The sequence below is a fragment of the Streptomyces sp. NPDC026062 genome (assembly GCF_055568375.1).
In genome coordinates this window covers 189,194-209,262 of the sequence record NZ_JBVHOQ010000006.1, presented here as the reverse complement: position 1 = coordinate 209,262, position 20,069 = coordinate 189,194, and the positions used below count along the sequence as shown (strand labels likewise).

The 20,069-nt window shown below is 72.0% G+C and carries 20 protein-coding genes; 11 read left to right on the top strand and 9 right to left on the bottom strand.

Annotation, left to right across the window (positions count from 1 at the left end):
• From ACZ4LX_RS07885 to ACZ4LX_RS07870, 4 genes are all read right to left on the bottom strand, one after another.
• Positions 1 to 2,211, bottom strand: a complete 2,211-nt coding sequence (locus ACZ4LX_RS07885; RefSeq protein ID WP_467640079.1) for an MMPL family transporter — start codon at positions 2,209 to 2,211, stop codon at positions 1 to 3.
• 166 nt (positions 2,212 to 2,377) lie between these two features.
• Positions 2,378 to 3,037 carry a GNAT family N-acetyltransferase gene (locus ACZ4LX_RS07880; protein ID WP_467640081.1) on the bottom strand — a complete coding sequence of 220 codons (660 nt, stop codon included), beginning with the start codon at positions 3,035 to 3,037 and terminating at the stop codon, positions 2,378 to 2,380.
• A 58-nt stretch (positions 3,038 to 3,095) separates the two neighbouring features.
• Positions 3,096 to 3,914, bottom strand: coding sequence for a peptidoglycan recognition protein family protein (locus tag ACZ4LX_RS07875; RefSeq protein WP_467640084.1), 819 nt, complete (start codon positions 3,912 to 3,914; stop codon positions 3,096 to 3,098).
• A 227-nt stretch (positions 3,915 to 4,141) separates the two neighbouring features.
• The gene (locus ACZ4LX_RS07870) at positions 4,142 to 5,689 is read right to left on the bottom strand and encodes a hypothetical protein (protein ID WP_467640551.1); all 1,548 of its coding nucleotides are present in this window, start codon (positions 5,687 to 5,689) and stop codon (positions 4,142 to 4,144) included.
• Positions 5,690 to 5,989: 300 nt separating this feature from the next.
• Here ACZ4LX_RS07870 and crcB (ACZ4LX_RS07865) point away from each other — a divergent pair, with 300 nt between their 5' ends.
• From crcB (ACZ4LX_RS07865) to crcB (ACZ4LX_RS07855), 3 genes are read left to right on the top strand one after another with little or no spacing between them, the layout of a single operon-like run.
• Complete coding sequence (crcB, locus tag ACZ4LX_RS07865) at positions 5,990 to 6,406, top strand: fluoride efflux transporter CrcB (protein WP_467640087.1); 417 nt, start codon at positions 5,990 to 5,992, stop codon at positions 6,404 to 6,406.
• Complete coding sequence (locus ACZ4LX_RS07860) at positions 6,403 to 6,756, top strand: DUF190 domain-containing protein (RefSeq protein WP_467640090.1); 354 nt, start codon at positions 6,403 to 6,405, stop codon at positions 6,754 to 6,756. The genes crcB (ACZ4LX_RS07865) and ACZ4LX_RS07860 overlap by 4 nt, the downstream gene beginning before the upstream one ends.
• Positions 6,753 to 7,127, top strand: coding sequence for a fluoride efflux transporter CrcB (crcB, locus tag ACZ4LX_RS07855; protein ID WP_467640093.1), 375 nt, complete (start codon positions 6,753 to 6,755; stop codon positions 7,125 to 7,127). Before ACZ4LX_RS07860 ends, crcB (ACZ4LX_RS07855) begins: the two co-directional genes overlap by 4 nt.
• Positions 7,128 to 7,207: 80 nt before the next feature.
• Here the strand turns inward: crcB (ACZ4LX_RS07855) and ACZ4LX_RS07850 are convergent, their stop codons facing one another.
• From ACZ4LX_RS07850 to ACZ4LX_RS07840, 3 genes are all read right to left on the bottom strand, one after another.
• Entirely contained in the window at positions 7,208 to 8,794 is a 1,587-nt protein-coding gene (locus ACZ4LX_RS07850; protein WP_467640095.1) for a DEAD/DEAH box helicase, read from the bottom strand.
• 428 nt (positions 8,795 to 9,222) lie between these two features.
• Positions 9,223 to 9,426: a cold-shock protein gene (locus tag ACZ4LX_RS07845; RefSeq protein WP_015609674.1), complete on the bottom strand. Its 204-nt coding sequence runs from the start codon at positions 9,424 to 9,426 to the stop codon at positions 9,223 to 9,225.
• Positions 9,427 to 9,890: 464 nt separating this feature from the next.
• Positions 9,891 to 10,229 (bottom strand): MerR family transcriptional regulator, encoded by a 339-nt coding sequence (locus ACZ4LX_RS07840; RefSeq protein ID WP_467640098.1) that lies wholly within the window; start codon positions 10,227 to 10,229, stop codon positions 9,891 to 9,893.
• Between the two features lie 661 nt (positions 10,230 to 10,890).
• Between ACZ4LX_RS07840 and ACZ4LX_RS07835 the strand changes: the two genes are divergently transcribed.
• The 5 genes from ACZ4LX_RS07835 to ACZ4LX_RS07815 are packed head-to-tail and all read left to right on the top strand — an operon-like array spanning position 10,891 to position 14,706.
• On the top strand, positions 10,891 to 11,337 hold the full coding sequence (locus ACZ4LX_RS07835; protein ID WP_467640101.1) for a hypothetical protein: 447 nt from the start codon (positions 10,891 to 10,893) through the stop codon (positions 11,335 to 11,337).
• Positions 11,338 to 11,341: 4 nt separating this feature from the next.
• Positions 11,342 to 11,902, top strand: coding sequence for a toxin (locus tag ACZ4LX_RS07830; protein WP_467640103.1), 561 nt, complete (start codon positions 11,342 to 11,344; stop codon positions 11,900 to 11,902).
• Between the two features lie 44 nt (positions 11,903 to 11,946).
• Positions 11,947 to 13,212, top strand: coding sequence for an MAB_1171c family putative transporter (locus ACZ4LX_RS07825; RefSeq protein WP_467640106.1), 1,266 nt, complete (start codon positions 11,947 to 11,949; stop codon positions 13,210 to 13,212).
• On the top strand, positions 13,209 to 13,805 hold the full coding sequence (locus ACZ4LX_RS07820) for a hypothetical protein (RefSeq protein ID WP_467640109.1): 597 nt from the start codon (positions 13,209 to 13,211) through the stop codon (positions 13,803 to 13,805). Before ACZ4LX_RS07825 ends, ACZ4LX_RS07820 begins: the two co-directional genes overlap by 4 nt.
• A 52-nt stretch (positions 13,806 to 13,857) precedes the next feature.
• Positions 13,858 to 14,706, top strand: a complete 849-nt coding sequence (locus tag ACZ4LX_RS07815) for a GNAT family N-acetyltransferase (RefSeq protein ID WP_467640112.1) — start codon at positions 13,858 to 13,860, stop codon at positions 14,704 to 14,706.
• Positions 14,707 to 14,728: 22 nt separating this feature from the next.
• Here ACZ4LX_RS07815 and ACZ4LX_RS07810 read toward each other — a convergent pair whose 3' ends face one another.
• Positions 14,729 to 16,495 carry a SpoIIE family protein phosphatase gene (locus tag ACZ4LX_RS07810; protein ID WP_467640115.1) on the bottom strand — a complete coding sequence of 589 codons (1,767 nt, stop codon included), beginning with the start codon at positions 16,493 to 16,495 and terminating at the stop codon, positions 14,729 to 14,731.
• A gap of 157 nt (positions 16,496 to 16,652) precedes the next feature.
• Entirely contained in the window at positions 16,653 to 17,252 is a 600-nt protein-coding gene (locus ACZ4LX_RS07805) for an alpha/beta fold hydrolase (protein ID WP_467640554.1), read from the bottom strand.
• Positions 17,253 to 17,365: 113 nt separating this feature from the next.
• Between ACZ4LX_RS07805 and ACZ4LX_RS07800 the strand changes: the two genes are divergently transcribed.
• The 3 genes from ACZ4LX_RS07800 (at position 17,366) to ACZ4LX_RS07790 (ending at position 20,000) form a co-directional block, all read left to right on the top strand.
• A complete protein-coding gene (locus ACZ4LX_RS07800) occupies positions 17,366 to 17,851 on the top strand; it encodes a peroxiredoxin family protein (RefSeq protein ID WP_467640117.1) in 486 nt (161 codons plus the stop codon).
• 103 nt (positions 17,852 to 17,954) lie between these two features.
• Positions 17,955 to 18,464 (top strand): hypothetical protein, encoded by a 510-nt coding sequence (locus ACZ4LX_RS07795; RefSeq protein WP_467640120.1) that lies wholly within the window; start codon positions 17,955 to 17,957, stop codon positions 18,462 to 18,464.
• Between the two features lie 75 nt (positions 18,465 to 18,539).
• The gene (locus tag ACZ4LX_RS07790; protein ID WP_467640123.1) at positions 18,540 to 20,000 is read left to right on the top strand and encodes a flotillin family protein; all 1,461 of its coding nucleotides are present in this window, start codon (positions 18,540 to 18,542) and stop codon (positions 19,998 to 20,000) included.
• Positions 20,001 to 20,069 lie beyond the last annotated feature (69 nt).

Sequence of the window (20,069 nt, the reverse complement as noted above, 5' to 3'; positions counted from 1 at the left end):
TCAGCCTACGTGGGGGACGGACGGGACGGACGGGGCGGCGGCGTACGGCGGGGCTCCGGCGTCCCCGCGGCGCCAGGCGCGCTCGCCGAGCAGGAGCAGCGCGGCGGGAAGGATCATCATCCGGATGACGACGGCGTCCAGCAGGACCGCGACCGCCAGACAGAAGCCCATCTGCTTCATCTCGGTGAGGTGCAGGAAGACGAAGGCCGCGAAGATCGTGACCATGACCAGCGCCGCGCTCGTCACCACCTTGGCCGAGCGGGCGATGCCGTCGACCACCGCCTCACGGGCCGTCATCCCGTGCTCCATGGCCTCCTTGATCCGGCTGACGACGAAGACCTGGTAGTCCATCGACAGGCCGAACAGCAGCACGAAGAGGAAGAGCGGGACCCTGGACGCGATGGCGCCGAGCGAGTCGAAGTCCAGCAGCCCCTCGGCCCAGGTGCCCTGGAAGACCAGGACGAGTGCGCCGAGCGCGGCGGCGGCGGAGAGCAGGTTCAGTACGACGCCGAGCAGGCCGATGACCACCGAGCGGAACACCACAGCGGTCGTCAGGAAGGTGAGCAGCAGCAGGAAGCCGATCACCAGCGGCAGCTTGCTCCGCTCGTGGTGCACATAGTCCTGACCGCGCGCCACATCACCGCTGACGCCGGTGTCCGTCCCCTTCAGCCCGCCGACCGTCGCGGGGACGTAGCGGTCCCGCAGGTGGTCGAGCGAGGCGATCGCCTCGTCGGAGGGGGCCGGGTGCGGAACGGCCAGTTCCAGCACGCTGATCCGGCCGTCGGCGGACGTCCGCACCACGGGGCCGGTGTTCCGGGCGAAGAGCGGGTCGGTCCGTGCCAGCCGGCCGAGCTCCGTGAGCGCCTGCCTGACCTCGGGGGCGCGGTCCGGGGTGGAGCGGGTGACGACCTCGTGCTTGACCAGGAGTTCGGGGAAGGCGGCGGTCAGCCGGTCGTGGACACGCATGGCCGGGATGGAGCGGGAGAAGGTGTCCTTGCCCGGGTCGATGAGCTTCAGCCCGAGGGCGGGGGCGGCGACGGCGAGCATGACCAGGACGGAGACGCACAGGGTGATCGCCGGGTGTCGCCGCGCGGGGCGCATGAGGGCGCCGAAGATCCGGCCGTTCTCGGGCTTCGCGCTCTTCGCGCGGGCCGGCGCACCGCGCCGGGCCCGGCGGGCGGCCTTCTTCGCGGCCCGCCGGTCGGCGCGGTGGCCGAGCTTCACGAGCAGCGCGGGCAGCACGGTGAGCGAGCTGAGCACGGCCACGGCGACGACGAGGATGGTGCCGGTCGCCAGTGAGGAGAAGATGACGTCGGTGGCCAGGTAGAGGGTGGCGGTGCAGACGATCACCGCGAGGCCCGAGACCACGACGGCGCGTCCCGCCGTCGCCGCGGCGAGCTCCACCAGCGCCTCGGGGCCGAGCCGACCGGCCGCCCGTGCGCGTTCCTCTCGTTCGCGCTTGAGGTAGAAGAGCGTGTAGTCGACGCCGACCGCGAGTCCCATGAGCAGGATCATGTTGGTGCCGACGCCCGGGTCGGGCATCAGGTGCGAGGCAAGCATGGCCAGGCCCATGGTCGCGGCGATCGAGGAGAGCGCCAGCAGCAGCGGAACTCCGGCCATGACCACCGAGCCGAACACGACGAGCAGGATGACGAGGGTCACCGGCAGCGACAGCCGCTCGGAGAGGGCGAGGTCGTCGCCGCGCTGGTCGTTGACTCCCTTGCTGATGGCGGGAGATCCGGTCTCCTCCACGACCAGGTCCGGGTGGGCCGCGGCGACCTGTGCGGTGCGGGCCAGGAGCGGGACGACGTTCTTCCTGCCGTCGAGTTCGGCGTCCTTCATGACCACGGTGACCCGCAGGGCCGTGCCGTCCTTCGAGCGGACGGGCGGTGCCACGTCGGCGACCTCGGGCAGCGCTTCCATCCGGGCGGTGAGGTCGCGGGCGGCGGAGGTGGCCCGCTCCGGGTCCAGGGGGCCGGACTCGGCGCGGATCAGGATGTGTTCGGTGGGCCGGCGCTGGAGGCCGCCCTCGGTGGCCATCGACTCGGCGTGCCCGGCCTCGCCGACCCAGAAGTCCTTGGTGGTGGCCGGGTTGTTGCCGGCGGCGATGCCCGCGCCGAGGCACAGGAGCACGAAGACGAACCATCCGATGATCGCGCGCCACGGATGCCGGGCGCTCCAACGGGCCATGTGTACGGGTCGCATTCTCATGCGTCCATGCTGTTTCGCGGGGCCCTTCGCCCGGCAGGCCCGGCCGGTGGAACCCGGTGTCCACCGACCGGTGGACACGGCCCCGGGGGCCTGCCCCCGTACCCACGCCGAAGGCGGGTACCGAACGGGTCAGGGGCGGGTCCGGGACGGGTCAGGGGGTTCGGAGTCAGGCTTCGACTCGGGCCTCCAAGCGGTCTCCCGTACCGGCTTCCACACGGGTCTCCACACGGGTCTCCAGACGGGCTTCCAGACGGGCCTTCGCCTCGGGCCATTCGTCGGCGAGCAGCGAGAAGTAGACCGTGTCGCGCCAGGTCCCGTCGGGACGCCGGCGGTGGCGGCGCAGCACCCCTTCGCGGCGGGCTCCGAGCCGGGCTATCGCCTCCTGTGAACGGAAGTTGAGGTGATCTGTCTTCAACTGCACCCGCCCCATGCCCAGTTCCTCGAAGGCATGGCCGATCAGGAGCAGCTTCGTGCTGGTGTTGACCGCTGAGCGCCAGTGGGCGCGGCCGTACCACGTCGAGCCGATCTCCAGGCGTTCGTGGGCCGCGTCGATGTCCATGTACGCGGTCCAGCCGATCGCCCGGCCGCTCGCGCGATGGATGACGGCGAAGGGGACGTACTCCCCGCGTCGCGCGGCGGCGAGCAGGTTCGCGAGCTTCTCGCCGAGCCCCTCCGGGGTGCGCGGGGTCGGGCCGCCCTGCCAGCGCCAGACCTCGTCGTCACCGCCACCGGCGGCGAAGAGGTCGTCGAGGTGGTCCGGGGACAGCGGCTCGACACGGACATGGCGCCCGGTCAGGGTCACGGGAAGCGGAGTCGTAGCAGACATGCCGGAATGCTATCCCACTTCGAACTATGCAAAACCAATCTATGCACTAATACATAACTCACGGAGAGTTCTCCGCGTCCGATGCGTCCGATGCGTCTGATGCGTCTGATGCGTCGGACGCGGCGGACGCGTCCGCCGTGCCCGTCCGTGCCTGACGCAGGGCCGCCGCCTCGGCCCGGATCGCGGGGAGTTCCGCGTACAGCGCCTCGCCGGGACAGTTGGTCTGATAGGCGTCGCGGTGGCCCGAGATCACGTGCAGTACGGCCGCCTTGCCCTTCGGGTACCTGCTGGCGTCGTTCGTCGAGACCAGCCGCACCGTGCCGCGCGGATCGGAACCGGGCCGCAGCTTCCACGCGGCGACCTGGGCGAGAGCCCGGACGATCGCCTTCGGCACCTCGGCCCCGCGTCCGTAGTTGCCCAGCACGGCTATGCCCACGCTGTCGGCGTTGAAGCCCGTGGTGTGGGCCCCCCGGACCTGCCGCGTGATTCCGCCGGCCCGGCCCTCGTAGATCGTCCCGCACCGGTCGACGAGGAAGTTGTAGCCGATGTCGTCCCAGCCGTTGCCCTTGATGTGGGACTCCTCGACCGCCCGCAGCATGCGGGGTACGTCCGCGCAGTCGTAGGTGTTCGACTCCCCCGTGTGATGGATGAAGACCGCCCGCACGGCGCCTGTATAGACCGCGTGCTCCCGCACCGCGCGCTCGTCCGCGTGCCAGCCCGCCCGGGTGACGATCCTCGGCTGCGGCACCCCGCGCGCCCGCTCGTGCGCCGGGGCGGCCGGCGGGGGCATCGCGAGACGCACCGGGGCGTCCCGCAGCATCAGAAGGGCGAGCGGGAGCACCGCGGCGGCCGGCCAGAATCGGTGACGGAGCCACATGGGACCACCCTGCGGCCTCTCCGCCCGGCGCGCAGGTACGGTGGCCGATCGGGTGAAAGCCCAGGTCCGCACCGCGCGCCGCGCAGGGCGGACCGACGTCGCCGCGCAGGGCGGACCAGCATCGCCACGGCGCCCGGAACCCCGGCCCGGCAACCGCCCCCCGGCAACCGCCGGAAACGCCCCCTCAGCAGCCCCCGGACACCCCACTCACACCGGAACCGCCCCCCTCAGCAGCCCCCGCCGCGCGACAGCCGGTACGCCGAGTCCAGCCGGTACGTCCCGCCCTTGGGCACGGTCAGCCGCGTCCACTCCCCGTCCTGCCGCAGACAGCCCCCCGTACCGCCGTCCACGCCGCGCACCCGGAGCCAGGGCGAATGGGCGAGCCGGACGGTCACCGACCCCGCCTCGGGCATCCGCACCACCAGCTCGGCGTCGTCGCCGCTCACGACCTGGGCGGGAGCCTCCACCAGCGGCCGCGCGCCCCGCACCCGGTAGATCGTCCACCCGGCGTCCTGCCACACCTGCTTCAGCCAGGGCTGCCCCGCCCTGATCAGCGCGGCCTCGGCCTCGGCGGGGCCGTCGGGCTGTCCGTGGTGCAGCACCACGTAGCCCACCGCCCACCGGTCCAGCCAGGCCCGGTACACGGCGGGGGACAGCGTCCCGTCGTAGAAGAGCCGCCCGCGTTCGACGTCGAGCTGACGGTTCCAGCCACGCGCCATGTTCACATGCGGGGCGAGTGCGGCCGCCTCACGGTGGTTCCGGGCCGGAACGACCTCCACGCGGCCGAGATCGGCGCCGAGCCGGTGGAGTTCACCGGCCACGCCCTCGGTACGGGACGCCCAGGACGGCACCTCGGTGGAGACCCGGAGGTCGTCCGCGGTCTTGTCGGCCAGCCAGTTGGCGGAGAGCACCAGAGCCACCGCCACCACGGCCGTCCGCACCCACGCCTTCTCCCGGAGCAGGGCGAGGACCGTCATGAACAGCACGGGCACGGCGACGAGACCGAGCAGCCGCTCCACGTTCGTCCCGATCGGGGAGGCGACGAGATAGGTGAGGAGCACGCCGACGGCGTACACCAGGGCGCCGTACCGCAGCAGCCGCCACTCCCGCCCCACCGGCGCCGCGACCGCGAGGACGGCGCAGACGACGACCGGCATCCACAGCCGGTTGGCGGCCATGGGCTGTTCGCCCTCGAACGGGAACAGCACCGTGGTCGCGCCCACGACGGCGAAGAACGGCACCATCAGCACCGCGCCCTTCCGCCACTGCCGGTCCAGCAGGTAGGCCGCCCCCGCCACCACGAGGAACAGTCCGGCGACCGGACTGGCCATCGTCGCCAGGGCCCCGGCCACGAGGGCCGTCACCGAGCGGTGGACGTACAGACAGGCGACCAGCCCGATGGCGACACCGAGCGCGAAGGTCGTACGCCCGGACGCGACGTTGCACCACAGGGCGAGCGCGGCGAGAAGGGCGGGAACGAGGGGGTGCGACGGGCCCCCGCGGACGAAGAGGAGGGCCATCAGCCAGGTGCCCGCGATCCCGGCGGCCACGGACACCGCCCGGACACCGAAGAAGGCCATCAAGTACGAGGAGAAGACGCTGTAGTTGGCGGTGTGCATCCCCCCGTACCAGGAGAGGTTGTAGGCCGCGCCCGGGTGGCGGGCGGAGAATCCCGACCAGGCGAACTGCGCGGCGAGATCACCGCCGCCGGTGGCCAGGAAGGCCGCCCACACCGCGTAGAGCGGCACGACGGCGCCCACGGCGACCAGCGGCACCAGGTGACGCCGCCACCACGGCTCGCGCGCTTCCGGCTCCCGGCTCCGCTGCCTGGGGACACGCGCCCGCTCGATGTCCCCGACCGCTGTCCGCAACTCCCCGTTCGCATACACCCGGGCAACCCTAGGACAACGTTCACCCGCCGCACACGGGCGATATCCTGAGAGGAGCGGGGACCGGTGACGGCCGCCGCGCGGCGGTGGGGCCCGCCGTACCCGAACCGCGGAAAGCCGCCAACGGTCCCTACTTGCTCACGTGTGAGCCCGCGTCCTGCGGGCGCCCCGGCAGGTAGGAGAAGTGTGTCCGCGAAGACCCCCCACCCGCAGACCGCCGTCGTCGCGGTGGTCGCGCTCGGCGGCGCGGTGGGCGCGTGCGCCCGCTACGGTGCCGCGCTCCTGTGGCCCTCCGCGCCGGGCGGATTCCCCTGGACGACCCTTGTGGTGAACATGGTCGGCTGCGCGGTGATCGGTGTGTTCATGGTGGTGATCAGCGAGGCGTGGACGGCCCACCGCCTGGTGCGCCCGTTCTTCGGCACCGGGGTGCTGGGCGGGTTCACCACCTTTTCGACGTACGCCGTGGACATCGAGCGCCTCGTCGACGCCGGCCGGGCCCGTGCCGGTCTGGTCTATCTGGCACTGACCCTGGTCGCGGCCCTCGTGGCGGTGTGCAGCGCGGTGTGGACGACCCGCCGCGTACTGGCCTGGAGGCAGACATGACGACTTCGCACACGACACCGGGCCTGCGGCTGACCGTGCTGGCCGGTGAGTCCGACACCTGGCACCACCGCCCGCTCTGCACGGAGATCGTCCACCGGGCGCACGCGGCGGGACTGGCGGGCGCCAGCGTGTTCCGCGGCATCGAGGGCTTCGGCGCCTCCTCGATGATCCACACCCAGCGGCTGCTGTCGCTCAGTGAGGACCTGCCGGTCGCGGTGGTGATCGTGGACACGGAGGAGCGGATCCGCGCCTTCCTGCCGCTGATCGCCGAACTGACCGAAGGCGGCCGGGTCACGCTGGACGCCTGCGAGATCGTCCGGCCGGAACGGGAGCAGGGGGAGCGCCGGTGAACTGGCTGCTGGTGATCATCGGCGCGGCGGTCGGTGCCCCGCTGCGGTATCTGACCGACCGGGCGGTGCAGGCCAGGCACGACACCGTCTTCCCGTGGGGGACCTTCACGGTGAACGTGAGCGGCTGTCTGGTGCTGGGCCTGCTGACCGGCGCGGTGGCGGCGGGCGCCGCCTCCTCGCCTCTCCAACTGCTGCTGGGGACCGGGCTCTGCGGGGCGCTGACCACGTACTCGACGTTCAGTTACGAGACGCTGCGGCTGGCCGAGGGCGGGGCCCGGTTCTACGCGGCGGCCAACGTGGTGGCGAGTGTCGTCGCGGGTCTGGGCGCGGCCTTCGCCGGTGTCGCGCTCGCCGAGGCGCTCTGGAGCTGACACCGCGCACACGCCCGAGGCCGGGCCTCCCCCGGTGGGGAGGCCCGGCCTCGGCGTCGAACGGGAACGCGGGGCGCCGGTCAGGCGGCGCGGTCACCGGGGGAGCGTCGCGGTGCCCCGCCGCCGCGCGAAGCGGAGGAGGACGAGGAGGACGACGACGAACGGCGGGCCTGGGCCGGGCGGATGCGCCGGCCCCGGGAGGACAAGCCGCCCCTGGGACGCTCGGACGGCGGCGAGGTGATGGTGACGGGCACGCCCGAGGGCGCCTGCGCACCGGTGATCCGGCTCAGCTCGGCCTCGCCTGAGCGGACCTCGGCGATCTGCGGGGTGATCCCGGCGTCGGACATCAGGCGCGTCATCTCGCGGCGCTGGTTGGGCAGCACCAGCGTGACGACGCTGCCGGACTCGCCGGCGCGGGCGGTACGGCCGCCGCGGTGCAGGTAGTCCTTGTGGTCACTCGGCGGGTCGACGTTCACGACCAGGTCGAGGTTGTCGATGTGGATGCCCCGGGCCGCGACGTTCGTGGCGACCAGCACCGTGACGTGCCCGGTCTTGAAGCGCGTCAGGGTCTTGGTGCGCTGCGGCTGGGACTTCCCGCCGTGCAGCGCCGCCGCCCGTACGCCGCTGCTGAGCAGGTGGTCGGTGAGCTTGTCCACGGCGTGCTTGGTGTCCAGGAACATGATCACCCGGCCGTCGCGGGCGGCGATCTCCGTCGTGGTGGCGTACTTGTCGGCGCCCCGGACGTAGAGCACATGGTGCTCCATCGTCGTCACCGCACCGGCGGCCGGGTCGACCGAGTGGACGACCGGGTCGTGCAGATAGCGGCGGACCAGCAGGTCGACGTTGCGGTCCAGGGTGGCCGAGAACAGCATCCGCTGGCCGTCCGGCCGCACCTGGTCGAGCAGCTCGGTGACCTGCGGCATGAAGCCCATGTCGGCCATCTGGTCGGCCTCGTCCAGGACGGTGATGGATACCTGGTCCAGGGCGCAGTCGCCGCGCTCGATCAGGTCCTTGAGCCGGCCCGGAGTCGCGACGACGACCTCGGAGCCGCCGCGCAGCGCCGCGGCCTGCCGGCCGATCGACATGCCGCCGACGACGGTGGCCAGCCGCAGCCTGAGCGAGCGGGCGTACGGGGTGAGCGCGTCGGTGACCTGCTGGGCCAGTTCCCGGGTGGGGACGAGGACCAGGGCCAGCGGGTGACGGGGCTCGGCGCGCTGTCCCGCGATACGGGCCAGCAGGGCCAGCCCGAAGGCGAGGGTCTTGCCCGATCCGGTGCGGCCCCGGCCGAGCACGTCACGGCCCGCGAGCGAGTTCGGCAGCGTGGCCGCCTGGATCGGGAACGGCACGGTGACGCCCTGGGCGGCGAGCGCCGACAGCAGCGGCGCGGGCATGTCGAGGTCCGCGAAGGCCTCGACGGCGGGCAGTCCCGGGGTGATGGTCTTCGGCAGGGCGAACTCGCCCTGCTTGGCGGCGGGGCGGCGGCCGTAGCCGCCACCGGAGCGCTGCCCCTGGGCGCCGAAACGTCCCTGTCCGCCGCCCTGCCGGCCCGGAGCCTGCGAGCGGAAACCGCCACCACCCGAACGGGAGCCGCCGGAACCGGTGGCTCCACCGCCGCGGGTGGTGCGGGAATAACGGTCATGGGAACGCGGGGTGCGATCGCGGTTCATACGGAACCTTTCCTCGATATGGCGCGTATCGAGGAATTCATTGCGGCGACGAGCGGCACAAGAATCGCAAGAACGGGCCGTTGGCAAACGTGAAACGAAGCCCGGCGGCCGGTCTTGAGCCGATACGGACCTGGCGGAACCGGGTCCGGCGCTTCGCGAATGACGGACGAGCGGGCCCGGTAAAGGGGCCTGCGGGTCCTGTCACGGGGCTCCGGCGGACCGGTGGTCCGGGAGCCATGGCGGATGGTCCGCCACTGGGTGAAGAGCATGGGTCCCGCGTTTGTTCCCCAGCGGCTCGTGACGGTGGTACCGGCACGGCGTGCACCAGGGGCAGGACCCGGGAAAAGCAACGAGCTGGGGCCCGCACCCAAGGTGCGGGCCCCAGCTCTGGATGCTCACTCAGCGCTTGAGCGCCGGTGTCATCGGGTTCACGCGGGGGTGATGTTCTCCGCCTGCGGGCCCTTCTGGCCCTGCGTGACGTCGAAGTTCACCTTCTGGCCTTCCTGCAGCTCACGGAAGCCGCTGGCGGCGATGTTCGAGTAGTGGGCGAAGACGTCAGCGCCGCCACCGTCCTGCTCGATGAAGCCGAAGCCCTTTTCCGCGTTGAACCACTTGACGGTGCCAGTAGCCATGTTTGTCTCCTTCTGGGGCAGAGCCCGGGGACTCGCACTGTGCCAGTCCCACGTCGCCGCGATGATTACCCCATCCGGATAATGAACCGGAAAATACAAAAGCGCACCCACCGGCCCATTTAGCCGAGGAGAGCACTTGGAGTCTTTGGGAACCACAACTGCAACTGCATCCACAGTAGCACAATGAATGCGGGCGGGCGCGGCAAGTAATTACACTCCACCCGGCACGCCATAAACCTTCACCGCGCATTGCATAAAATTCTGTGCTTGCGGCTATAGATATTCGCCACTCCGCGCCACAGCGCTTCACCCGGCCGGCACACCGCTCCCAGGCCCGGGAGGAGGGCGGACCGGCCGGACGCGCGCGAACCTCGGCACGCCCGGTTTCGGAGGCTGCCGGGCGGAGCCTGCGCGCCCGGATTCGGAGGGTGCGGGGCGGGCTGTCGCACGGAGCCGTCGCCGGCTCAGTCCGTGTCGCCGCCCGGCGCGGGCCGGCGCAGTTCCTCGTTGAGCCGGAGCGCCTCTTCGAGCTGGTCCTCAAGGATCACGATGCGGCAGGCGGCCTCGATCGGCGTTCCGCCGTCGACGAGCTCACGGGCGCGGGCCGCGATACGCAGCTGGTAGCGGGAGTAGCGGCGGTGGCCGCCCTCCGACCGCAAGGGGGTGATCAGCCGGGCCTCACCGATCGCACGGAGGAATCCGGGCGTCGCGCCGATCATCTCGGCGGCGCGGCCCATCGTGTAGGCGGGGTAGTCGTCGTCATCGAGGCGGTCAGTGGCATGCGGAGGGGTCTCAGGGGGCATGTGCACCTGCCGCGTATCGCTGACTTCGTTGACCGAAAGAGAAACTCTCATTGTGCGAGCCATCGTGTCTAGCATAGTCACGACAGATTTCCCTGGCCGGACGGGGGAAATAATCTGGCCCGGCCCTCGCCCCGCCGCCCGCCGCCGGACCCACCGCCCGGACCGCTCCGGGCACAACCTCGATGCGTCTGCCGCACGCCTCCGGAGCATCTTGCGCCGCCGCTGCCGCACGCTCCCGGAGGGCCGGCCGGGGGCTCGTCAAGAACACTGACCGGCGGGTCAGTTGATGACTGCCTGGCCAGGGGCCATAATGCATACGTAGCCCTTCACGCATCCCCCGTCGTGAAGGGCTACACCCATGTGCGTCCCGGCCTCTCGCACGCGAGACGGACGGGCGCTGACGTCTTCACGGGCAAGGGACTCCCCTCGTGGCCCCCTGCCCATGTTTTTTCGAGTTAACAGTGACGGAAAGTGTGAGCGCAAGCCCGTTCCGGACACCGGAGCAAGATGCTCCACTTCATCCCCTTACGGCGTCCCCCCAAGGGCTCCCGGGCGGTGGACGACCCGTCGGGGTTGGTTACAGTACGAGCCCGTTGACCGAATCGAGCACCGTGCGGAGCCGGACAGGAGCCCGCGCGGTGGACGTGAACGTGGGGGACGGATGGACGACGGCGAAGAACGCGCGCCGGAGCTGCGCACGCTGCGGCAGAAGGTCGAGTACATGGTCGAGAAGACCTTCCCCGGCCGCAAGATCTCGGGACGGGTCTTCGCGGACCTGGTCAAGGAGCGCGGCGGGTCCCTCTCCCACAGTTACTTCTCCAACATCCTCGCGGGCAAGGTGACCCAGCCGTCCGAGGACATCCTCAAGGCGCTCGGTCTCGGGTTCGGCGTGGACTGGCGCTTCTTCAAGGAGGAGTCCGAGGTCGTCGACGACGTCGTCGCGGGGCTGCAGTTCCTGGCGAAGCGCCGGACCGGCGAGATCAGCGGGCTGGCCGGACGGGGACTGGACGAGGACGGACTGCCGCCGGAGCTGCTGCGGTTCGCGCTCGCCCTGCTGAAGGACGCGAAGGACCGGCAGCCACCGGCCGACGGCGGACCACAGGGTTAGCGCGGTGTCCATGCGCGAACTGCGGAAGGAGTGCGAGGACGGCCTGGCCGGCCTCCCCATCCCCTCGCCCTTCACGGTCGAGGGGCTGGTGGCGAACATGGAGGCGGCCCGGGGCCGCACCATCGTGCTGCACGAGATGCCCGACCGGCTGGCCCGCGTCAACGCCGCCTGCGGGCTGCGGCTGAAGGCCGGCGGGACCAGCCTCGTGCTCTACCGCCGGCGCCCCACCGCCTACCAGACCCAGCACGTCATCCTGCACGAGCTGTGCCACGAATGGTTCGACCACGGCACCTCGCTGGACGCGGAGCAGCTGCGCCGGCTGCTGCCCGTCTTCGACACCTCGCTGATCGCCCGGGTCGTCGGCCCGGACGCTCTGGTCAGCCCGGACGCCGTGCAGGCCCGCGCCCAGTACGACACCCATGACGAGCGCATGGCCGAACTGGGCGCCTCGATCATCCCCCGCATGGCGAGGGACGTGACGAGCGATGACATGGTGGGGCGGCTCGCCAACTCGCTCTCGCGCCCGGTGGCCAACCGCCGCCGGGGCCTGTTCCGCCGTACGTAGCACCGCTCCCCCGACCCCGTTCCCCCACCACGAGGACTTCCGCCGTGACCCCGCTCGACGTCGCCGGCTATCTGATAGCCGGCCTGATGACAGCCGTCGCCCTGTGGCGCATGCCGGCCGCCCTGTGGGGCGACGAGGAGGACCGGCGCCGCCGGGCCCTGTGGGGCTGTTACGCGGGGTTCGCCGCCGCGCTCTGGACCAAGACCCGCGCGGTGCGCATCGGGCTCAACGACAGCCCGGTCACCGACCTTTCGGTGCTGATCAAGCACTACACGGCGACCATCGCGATTCTGGCCATCCTCAGCTACATCGTGGCGATCTACGGGCAGTACGCCGATGCCGGGGCCGTTCCGCGCCACGTACGGTTCGCGCGGATCGTCCAGCAGGTCGCGACGAAGGCCTCCGTCGCCACGCTGGTACTGCTGACGGTGCTGTTCTTCACCGTCGTCGACCGGTCCGCGCCGTCCGACCGCTTCGTCGCCGATCACGCCGGACAGTGGGGGGCGACGCTCTACATGAGCGTGTTCTACCTCTACCTCGGCGCCGCGTCCGCCGTCTGCGCGTACCAGTGGGCGCTCGCCACCGCGGGCGCCGCCCAGCGCCATCTGCGGGCCGGCCTGGGGATGATGACGCTCGCCATGGTCATCGGCGTCGGCTACACCGTCAGCCGGACGCTGTTCCTCTGGATCAGCGTCATCGACCGGCCCGGCGAGGCCTTCGCCCTCAAGTTCGACCAGGTCACCGAGGCCTCCCAGGTGGCGCTGTTCGCCTTCTTCGCGATCGGCGCCTCCATCCCCGCGTTCGGCAACGTCCGCCGCCGGGCGAAGCTCTGGCGGGCCCAGGTGAAGCTGCACGCGCTCTGGTACGAGCTGATGGCCGCCTTCCCCGACCAGCCCTTCGACCCCCCGGCCCCGCTGCTGCGCGAGCTGACCCGCTTCGGCACCCCGGCCGATCTGCGGGTCGACCGGTGGGCGGCGGACATCGCCGACGCGGTGGAGAAGCTGCGCCACTACGTCCCCGACGCGCTGCTGCCGGCCGCCGAGGCCGCCGCCGAGGACGCGCGCACCGGCCGGGAGCGGGCCGGGCCGCTGGCCGACGCCTACTGGATCAAGGCGGCGCTCTCGGCCATGAACGCCGGGGCAACGGCGGGCGATGCGGCGGCCGTCGGCACCCAGCACGCCACCGACCAGGACGGCGAGGTCGCCCGGCTGGTCCGGGTGGCGGCGGCGTACCGCACCGTCGCCCCGGAACGGGCCCGGCAGATCCTCGATTCCGCCGAGGCGGACCGGAAACAGGAGCAGCAGGCATGAACACGGCCACCACCGACGGCACCACCACCAACGCCACCGCGCGCACCGTGACCGACGTCTTCCAGCCGCGCAACCTCCTGCTGGCCGGCATGCTCGCGATCGGTCTCGCGGCGGCCGGCCACTGGACCGGGCTGCTCTGGGGACTCCTCGGCGCCCTGTGCGCGGGGCTCGTGCCCGCCGGCTACATCGAGTGGGAGCGCGGGCGCGGCACCTGGGGCGACCGCCATGTCGTCGACCGCACCAAGCGGGCCCCGATCTTCTTCGTCATCCTGGGCTCCATCGGCATCGGTTCGGCGGTCATGGTGCTGGGCGGTGCGCCCTCCGGCATCCTGACCGCGATGCTCGGGCTCTGGGTGATGACCGTCGTCCTGCTGGCCGTCAACACGGTGTGGAAGATCTCGGTGGACGCCTCCGTCGCCTCGGCCGTGATCGCGCTGCTCGCCGCGGTGCATTCGCCGTGGTGGCTGTTCGGGTACGTGATGACGGCGGCCGTGTGCTGGTCACGGGTGGCGCTCGGCTACCACACGGTGGGCCAGGTGACGGCCGGTACGGCGCTGGGCGCGGCGACGGCGGGCGCGTTCCTGCTGGGGTGAGGAAGGGCCGTGCGTCGTTGAACGGACCGCGCCCGGGGTCCATGGTGGGACCGTGCCGACATTCGAGATCACCACAGCAAGCGCGGACGACGTCAGGATGATGGCGGACTGGGCCCACGCCGAGGGCTGGAACCCGGGATTGACGGACGGTCAGGCCTTCTTCGCCGCCGATCCGTGCGGCTTTCTGATCGGCCGCCTGGACGGGACGCCCGCGTCCTGCGTCTCCGTGATCCGCTACGGCGCCGGCTTCGGCTTCCTGGGCTTCTACCTGACCCGCCCGGAACTGCGCGGACAGGGGTACGGGAGCCGGCTCTGGGCAGCCGGGACGGCGCGGCTGGCCGGACGGAACACCGGTCTCGACGGAGTGGTCGAGCAACAGGCCAACTACCGGAAGTCCGGCTTCGGTCCGGTCTGGACGAACCACCGGTACGAGGGGCTCGTCCCGGTCGACATCGCCCCGCCGCCCGGCGTCACCCTGGTGGACGCGCGCACCCTGCCCTTCGACCGGGTCACCGCGTACGACCGGCTGTTCTTCCCGGCGGAGCGGGACAGTTTCCTCGCCGCCTGGACGACCGCGCCCGGCCGCACCTCGCTGGTCGCGCTGTCCGGGGGCGAGGTGTGCGGGCTCGCCGTGATGCGCGCCTGCCGTACGTCCTCGCGCATCGGCCCGCTGTACGCGGCCACCCCGGAGATCGCCCGCGCCCTGGTGAGCGCGCTCGCGGCCACCGACCCGTCCGCGCCCGTCGCCGTGGACGTACCCGACGTGAATCCGGCGGCGGTGCGGCTGGCTGAACAGCTGCGGCTCACCCCGTCGTTCGAGACGGTCCGGATGTACACCGGTCCGGCACCGGACGTCGATCACACCGGGCTTTTCGGCATCACCAGCTTCGAACTGGGGTGAGCCCCGGGCCGGGCAGGGGGGCTCAGCCCGCCGTGCCGTCACCCGGGGCCCTCCGGGCGCGGGAGGCCATCACCGCGATGTCGTCCTCGGCGCCCGGACCGAACCGGTCGAGCACCGCGTCCAGCAGCTCCTCCAGGTCGCCGCTCTCCGGCAGGACCAGCTCCCTGAGCCGCCCGACGGAGACGTCGATGTCCTCGCCGCGCCGCTCCACGAGTCCGTCGGTGTACATGAACAGCACCGTTCCCGGGCCGCAGTTGACCCTCGTCGTCCGGTAGCCGCCGAACCCGGTGCCGAGCGGCGGGCCGACCGGTACGTCGGCCAGCCGGGTCCCGGCCGGACCGGGGTCGATGAAGACCGGCGGCAGATGTCCGGCGCTCGACACCTCGCACACCCCGCCGGTCCGGTCGACCACGGCGAGCAGACAGGTCGCCGCCCGGTCGAGCCCGGACCGTTCGACCATCCGGTCGAGCTGTTCCAGGACGCGGTGCGGCGGCAGTTCCTCGTCGGCCAGCATCCGCAGCAGGGAGCGGTAGTGGCTCATGGCGACGGCCGCCTCGACGCCGTGCCCCATCACATCGCCCATCGCCTTGAGGTGGCGTCCGTCGGGCAGCGGGATGACGTCGAACCAGTCGCCGCCGACCAGCACGCTCCGGTCGGCCGGCAGATAGCGGGTGGCGATCTCGATGTGCGGGTGCGGCTGACGCGGCTCGGAGAGCAGGGAGCGCTGGAGTTCCAGGGCGATGGTGTGCTCGTGGGTGAAGCGGCGCGCGTGGTCGAGGTCGACGGCGGCCCGCCCGGCGAGCTCCCGGGCGACCACCACGTCCTCGTCCGTGAAGACGGGCGAGTCCCCGGCCCTGACCAGGCCCAGGATGCCGATCGGGCCGCTGCGCACGGCGACCGGCACGATGAGCGCGGAGTGCATGCCGAGGGCCCGGTAGGCGGCGACCCGGTCGGGGGACGGGGCGAAGCGGCGCAGCTGCTCGTCGCTGGTGAGGTTCTCGACGACGGGCTGGTTGGTGGCCAGGCAGCGCTGTACGGCCGCGTCCTCCTGGTAGTCGATGTAGTCGCCGTTCACCCCGAAGCGCGCCGCCTGCTCACGCAGTCCCGGCACTCCGGTGACGGCGGCCCGCCGCAGCCGGATCACACCGGGCGGCGCGGGGCGCACGGGCGGCGCGACGTCCGGCGGGAACACCTCGACGGTCGCGAGGTCCGCGAGGGCCGGGACGACGAGGCCGACCAGCTCGGCACATGTGGTGTCCATGTCGAGGGTGGTGCCGATCCGGGTGGGTCCCGCGTCCAGGAGTTCCAGATGACGCCGGGCCTGGGCGAGCCGGCGCTGCTCCTCCTCGGACGCCGCCACCTCCAGGACGATCCCGGCGACTCCCACGATCCGGCCGTCCACCTCCAGCCGGTGGTAGACGCCGTGCCAGTAGCGCCGGGCGGTGCCGGAGGAGGCGGGGGTCCGGCCGCTGGAGGTGATCTCGCGCGCCCGGCCGTCGGCGAGGACCGCCCGCATCAGGTCCTCGCGGGCGTCGACCCCGGGAAGCACCTCGGAGACCGTACGGCCCAGATGCGCGGCGGCCGGGACACCGTTGAGCCGTTCGAGGGCCGGGTTCACGTACAGATAGCGCAGCCGTGTGTCGAGGACCCCCACCCCGGCCGTGGTGCCGTCGATCAGGGCCGCGAGCGCCACGATGTCCAGGGGCGACGGAATGTCGGCGTGCGCATCGGCCAGCAAGGCAACCTCCAGAGGCAGGGGCGCGGGCCGCCGGACTGCCCGGCCCTTCATGGTCGGCCGCCCGTGCTCCTCCCGCATCCGCAGACCGCCGGCCGCGCGCCCGTTTCCGTACGCGGGCGCCCCGCCCCGCGCGGGGGAACAGGCGCCCGGGGACGAGGGGCATCCGGCCGCACGCGCCGCCGGTCCACCCGCACCCGGTACCCGGCCGCTACGCCCCGCCCGTGCCGCCCGACGGCCGGGGGCTCTCCCGGAGCAGCCGGTCCAGGTCCACCGTGCCCTCGTCGGCCGCGGCCCCCGGCGGCAGCCGCAGCGCCTCGGCCACGGGTCCGGGGAGCGGTGCCAGGTCCAGCAGCCCGGTGACCAGAGCGGTCGTCAGGCGGTGCCAGGCGGGGGCGCGTCGGAGCATCGCGTGGTCGCCGCCCTCCACGGTGACCAGACAGGTCCGGGCGCCGTCCTTCCTGGCCCGTTCGGTGAGCGCGCGGGAGTGCGCCGGATCGGTGACACGGTCGCGGGTGCCGTGCACCAGGACGGCGTCCCGCCCGGCCAGCTGGGCGACCGGGTCGCCCGGCGGGCACCACGGGGCGAGGCCGACCACGCCCCGTACCAGCGGATGGCCGGCGGCGGCCAGGGCGGCGCGGCCGCCCATCGAGTGCCCGAGCAGCACGACCGGGACCTCCCCCGCCGTACTCCGCAGCTCGTCCAGGGCGTGTACGGCGTCGCGCAGCGGATCCGCCCGGTCACCGTTCCACCCCCGGCAGCCGTACCGGACGGCGCGCACCCGTACGTCCCCGGGCAGCGCACCCCGCAGGCCGTGGTGGTGTCATGCGTACCTCCGGATGCGTTGATCGAAGCCGTACCGAGCATGCTGTACGGGAGTACGCGCAGCACCCTCACGCAGCGCCGGACAGCGAAGGACATCGCATGGGATCGTCACCTGAAATCGGCTCGCAGGTCCAGGACTTCACACTCGCGGGAGGCGCTCTCGACGGGGACGTCTTCGAGCGCCGCGACTACACCCTCTCCGCCGCCCGCGGCCGGGCCGTCGTCCTCGCCTTCTATCCGGGCGACAACACGGCCGTGTGCACCAGGCAGCTCTGCTCGTACTCCTCGGGCATGGAGACCTTCGAAGGGCTCGACGCGGAGGTCTGGGGAATCAGTCCACAGGGCGTGGACAGCCATGAGTCGTTCGCCCGCGCCCGAGGGCTGCGCATGCCGCTCCTGGCGGACCCGGGCCGTGAGACCGCCCGCGCCTTCGGGGTGGCGGCGCCCGGGATCGGGGTGCGGCGCTCGGTGTTCCTGATCGATGCCGGAGGGGTGCTGCGCTGGAAGCACGTGGCGCTGATCGGGGCCACGTACCAGTCGATGGACACACTGGCGGCCCAACTCTCCGGCATCAAGAACGCGTAAAAGTCTGCCGGATCCCGGCAGTTTCGCGGATCCGTCATGTATGGGATCATCCAGCCAGTTCGACGGAATGTTCGGGGGCTTCGCAGCCGGGAGGGGTGATCAGGTGACCTTGTTCGTCGGTCTCGGCATCGCGGGAGTCGTCCTGCTCGCCCTTTCCCTGATCTTCGACGGCATCCTCGAAGGGCTCTTCGGCGGTGTGCTGGACGGCCTCTTCGACGGGCTGCTCTCGCTTCCGGTGATCGCCGGTTTCGTCTCGATGCTCGGCTTCGGCGGCGCCATCGTGCTCGGCACGACCGGCGTCGGCGCGCTCGCGGCCACCGCGGCCGGGGTGCTCGCGGGGCTGGTCGCGGCCTGGCTGACCTGGAAGTTCAGCCGGGCCCTGATGCGGGACCAGACCGATGCCACGCCACGGGACGAGGATCTCGTCGGCACGTCGGGGTCCGTGGTCACGGCCATTCCGGCCGAGGGCTACGGGGAGGTGCTGCTGCGATTCGGGGGGCAGCCCGTGAAACTCTCGGCGAAGAGCCCGGTACCGGTCGCGCGCGGCACCGAGGTCTGGGTCGAGGCCACGCTCTCGACCACCTCGGTCTCGGTCCGCCCCGTCGAACGCTGAGCCGGTCCGCCGGCCACACGCCACCGCTCGTCACAGAACTGCCGTTCCCGTCGGGAGGCAGAGGGGGACACCCTTATGAGTCCAGTCCTGATCGCCGTCGTCGGAGTCGTCGTACTTCTTGTACTTCTCGCCCTCGTCGTCATCACCCGCTACAAGGTCGCCGGGCCCAGCGAGGCCTTCATCATCACCGGCCGCCGCGGCAAGAAGTCCGTGGACCCGGTGACCGGCCGGGCCAGCATCGACAACAGCGGCCAGAAGGTCGTCGTCGGCGGCGGCGTCTTCGTCGTGCCGTTCGTCCAGCAGAAGTTCACCCTGGACCTGTCCAGCCGGCACATCCCCATCGCCGTGCGCGGGGCCGTCACCCTGCGCGGAGTGAAGTCCAACCTCGAAGGCGTCGCGATCGTCAAGGTCGGCGGCGGCGAGGACGCCATCCGGGCCGCCGCCCAGCGCTTCCTCCAGCAGCAGGACGGCATCGTCGGCTTCACCCAGGAAGTGCTCTCGGGTGCGCTGCGCGCCATCGTCGGCCGGATGTCGGTCGAGGACATCATCCGCGACCGGGCCGCGTTCGCCGGCCAGGTGGCGGAGGAGGCCGAGGCCAGCCTGTCCGGCCAGGGCCTGATCCTGGACGCCTTCCAGATCCAGGACATCACCACCGAGGGCTCCTACCTGGAGGACCTCGGCCGCCCGGAGGCCGCCCGCGCCAAGCAGGAGGCCGACATCGCCGAGGCGATCGCCCGGCGCGCCTCGGAGCAGGCCCGGCTGAAGGCTGCCGAGGAGATCGCCATCGCCGAGCGGACCTTCTACCTCAAGCAGGCCGAGATCAAGGCCGAGACGGAAGCGGCCGCCGCCAAGGCGAACGCCGCCGGCCCGCTCGCCGAGGCCGCCCGTCAGCAGGAGGTCCTGACCGAGCAGGAGAAGGTCGCCGAGCGCCAGGCCGCGCTGACCGACCGCGAGCTCGACACCAAGGTCCGCAAGCCCGCCGACGCCGCCCGCTACCAGGCCGAGCAGGAGGCCGAGGCCCGCCGTATCGCCCAGGTCAAGGAGGCCGAGGCGGACGCCGAGCGGTCCAGGCTGACCGGTCAGGGCGAGAAGCTGCACCGCTCCGCGCTCGCCGACGCCGTGCGCATCGAGGGTGAGTCCGAGGCGGCCGCCATCGCCGCGAAGGGTGCCGCCGAGGCCGAGGCCATGCAGAAGAAGGCCGACGCGTTCAAGCAGTACGGCGACGCGGCCGTCCTCCAGATGCTCGTCGAGGTGCTTCCGCAGGTCGTCGCCAAGGCGGCCGAGCCGCTGGGCGCGATCGACAAGATGACCGTCATCTCGACCGACGGCGCCAGCCGGCTGTCGCGCACGGTCACCGACAACGTCGCCCAGGGCATGGAACTCCTCAGCTCCACCACGGGGGTCGACCTGGGCGCGCTGCTGAGCAGCCTCAAGGGAGCGGGCCCGAAGACGGAGGCCGTCCCCGCCCAGCGGAACACCGCCACCGCACAGGACGCCGCCGCCGCACAGAACGGCAGGATCGAGATCAGCGACTGATACCGGACTGCCCGCCCCGCCTGCCCGGCCGGTTCCGCGTCACCGGCCGGGCAGGCGCGTGTGCGGGCC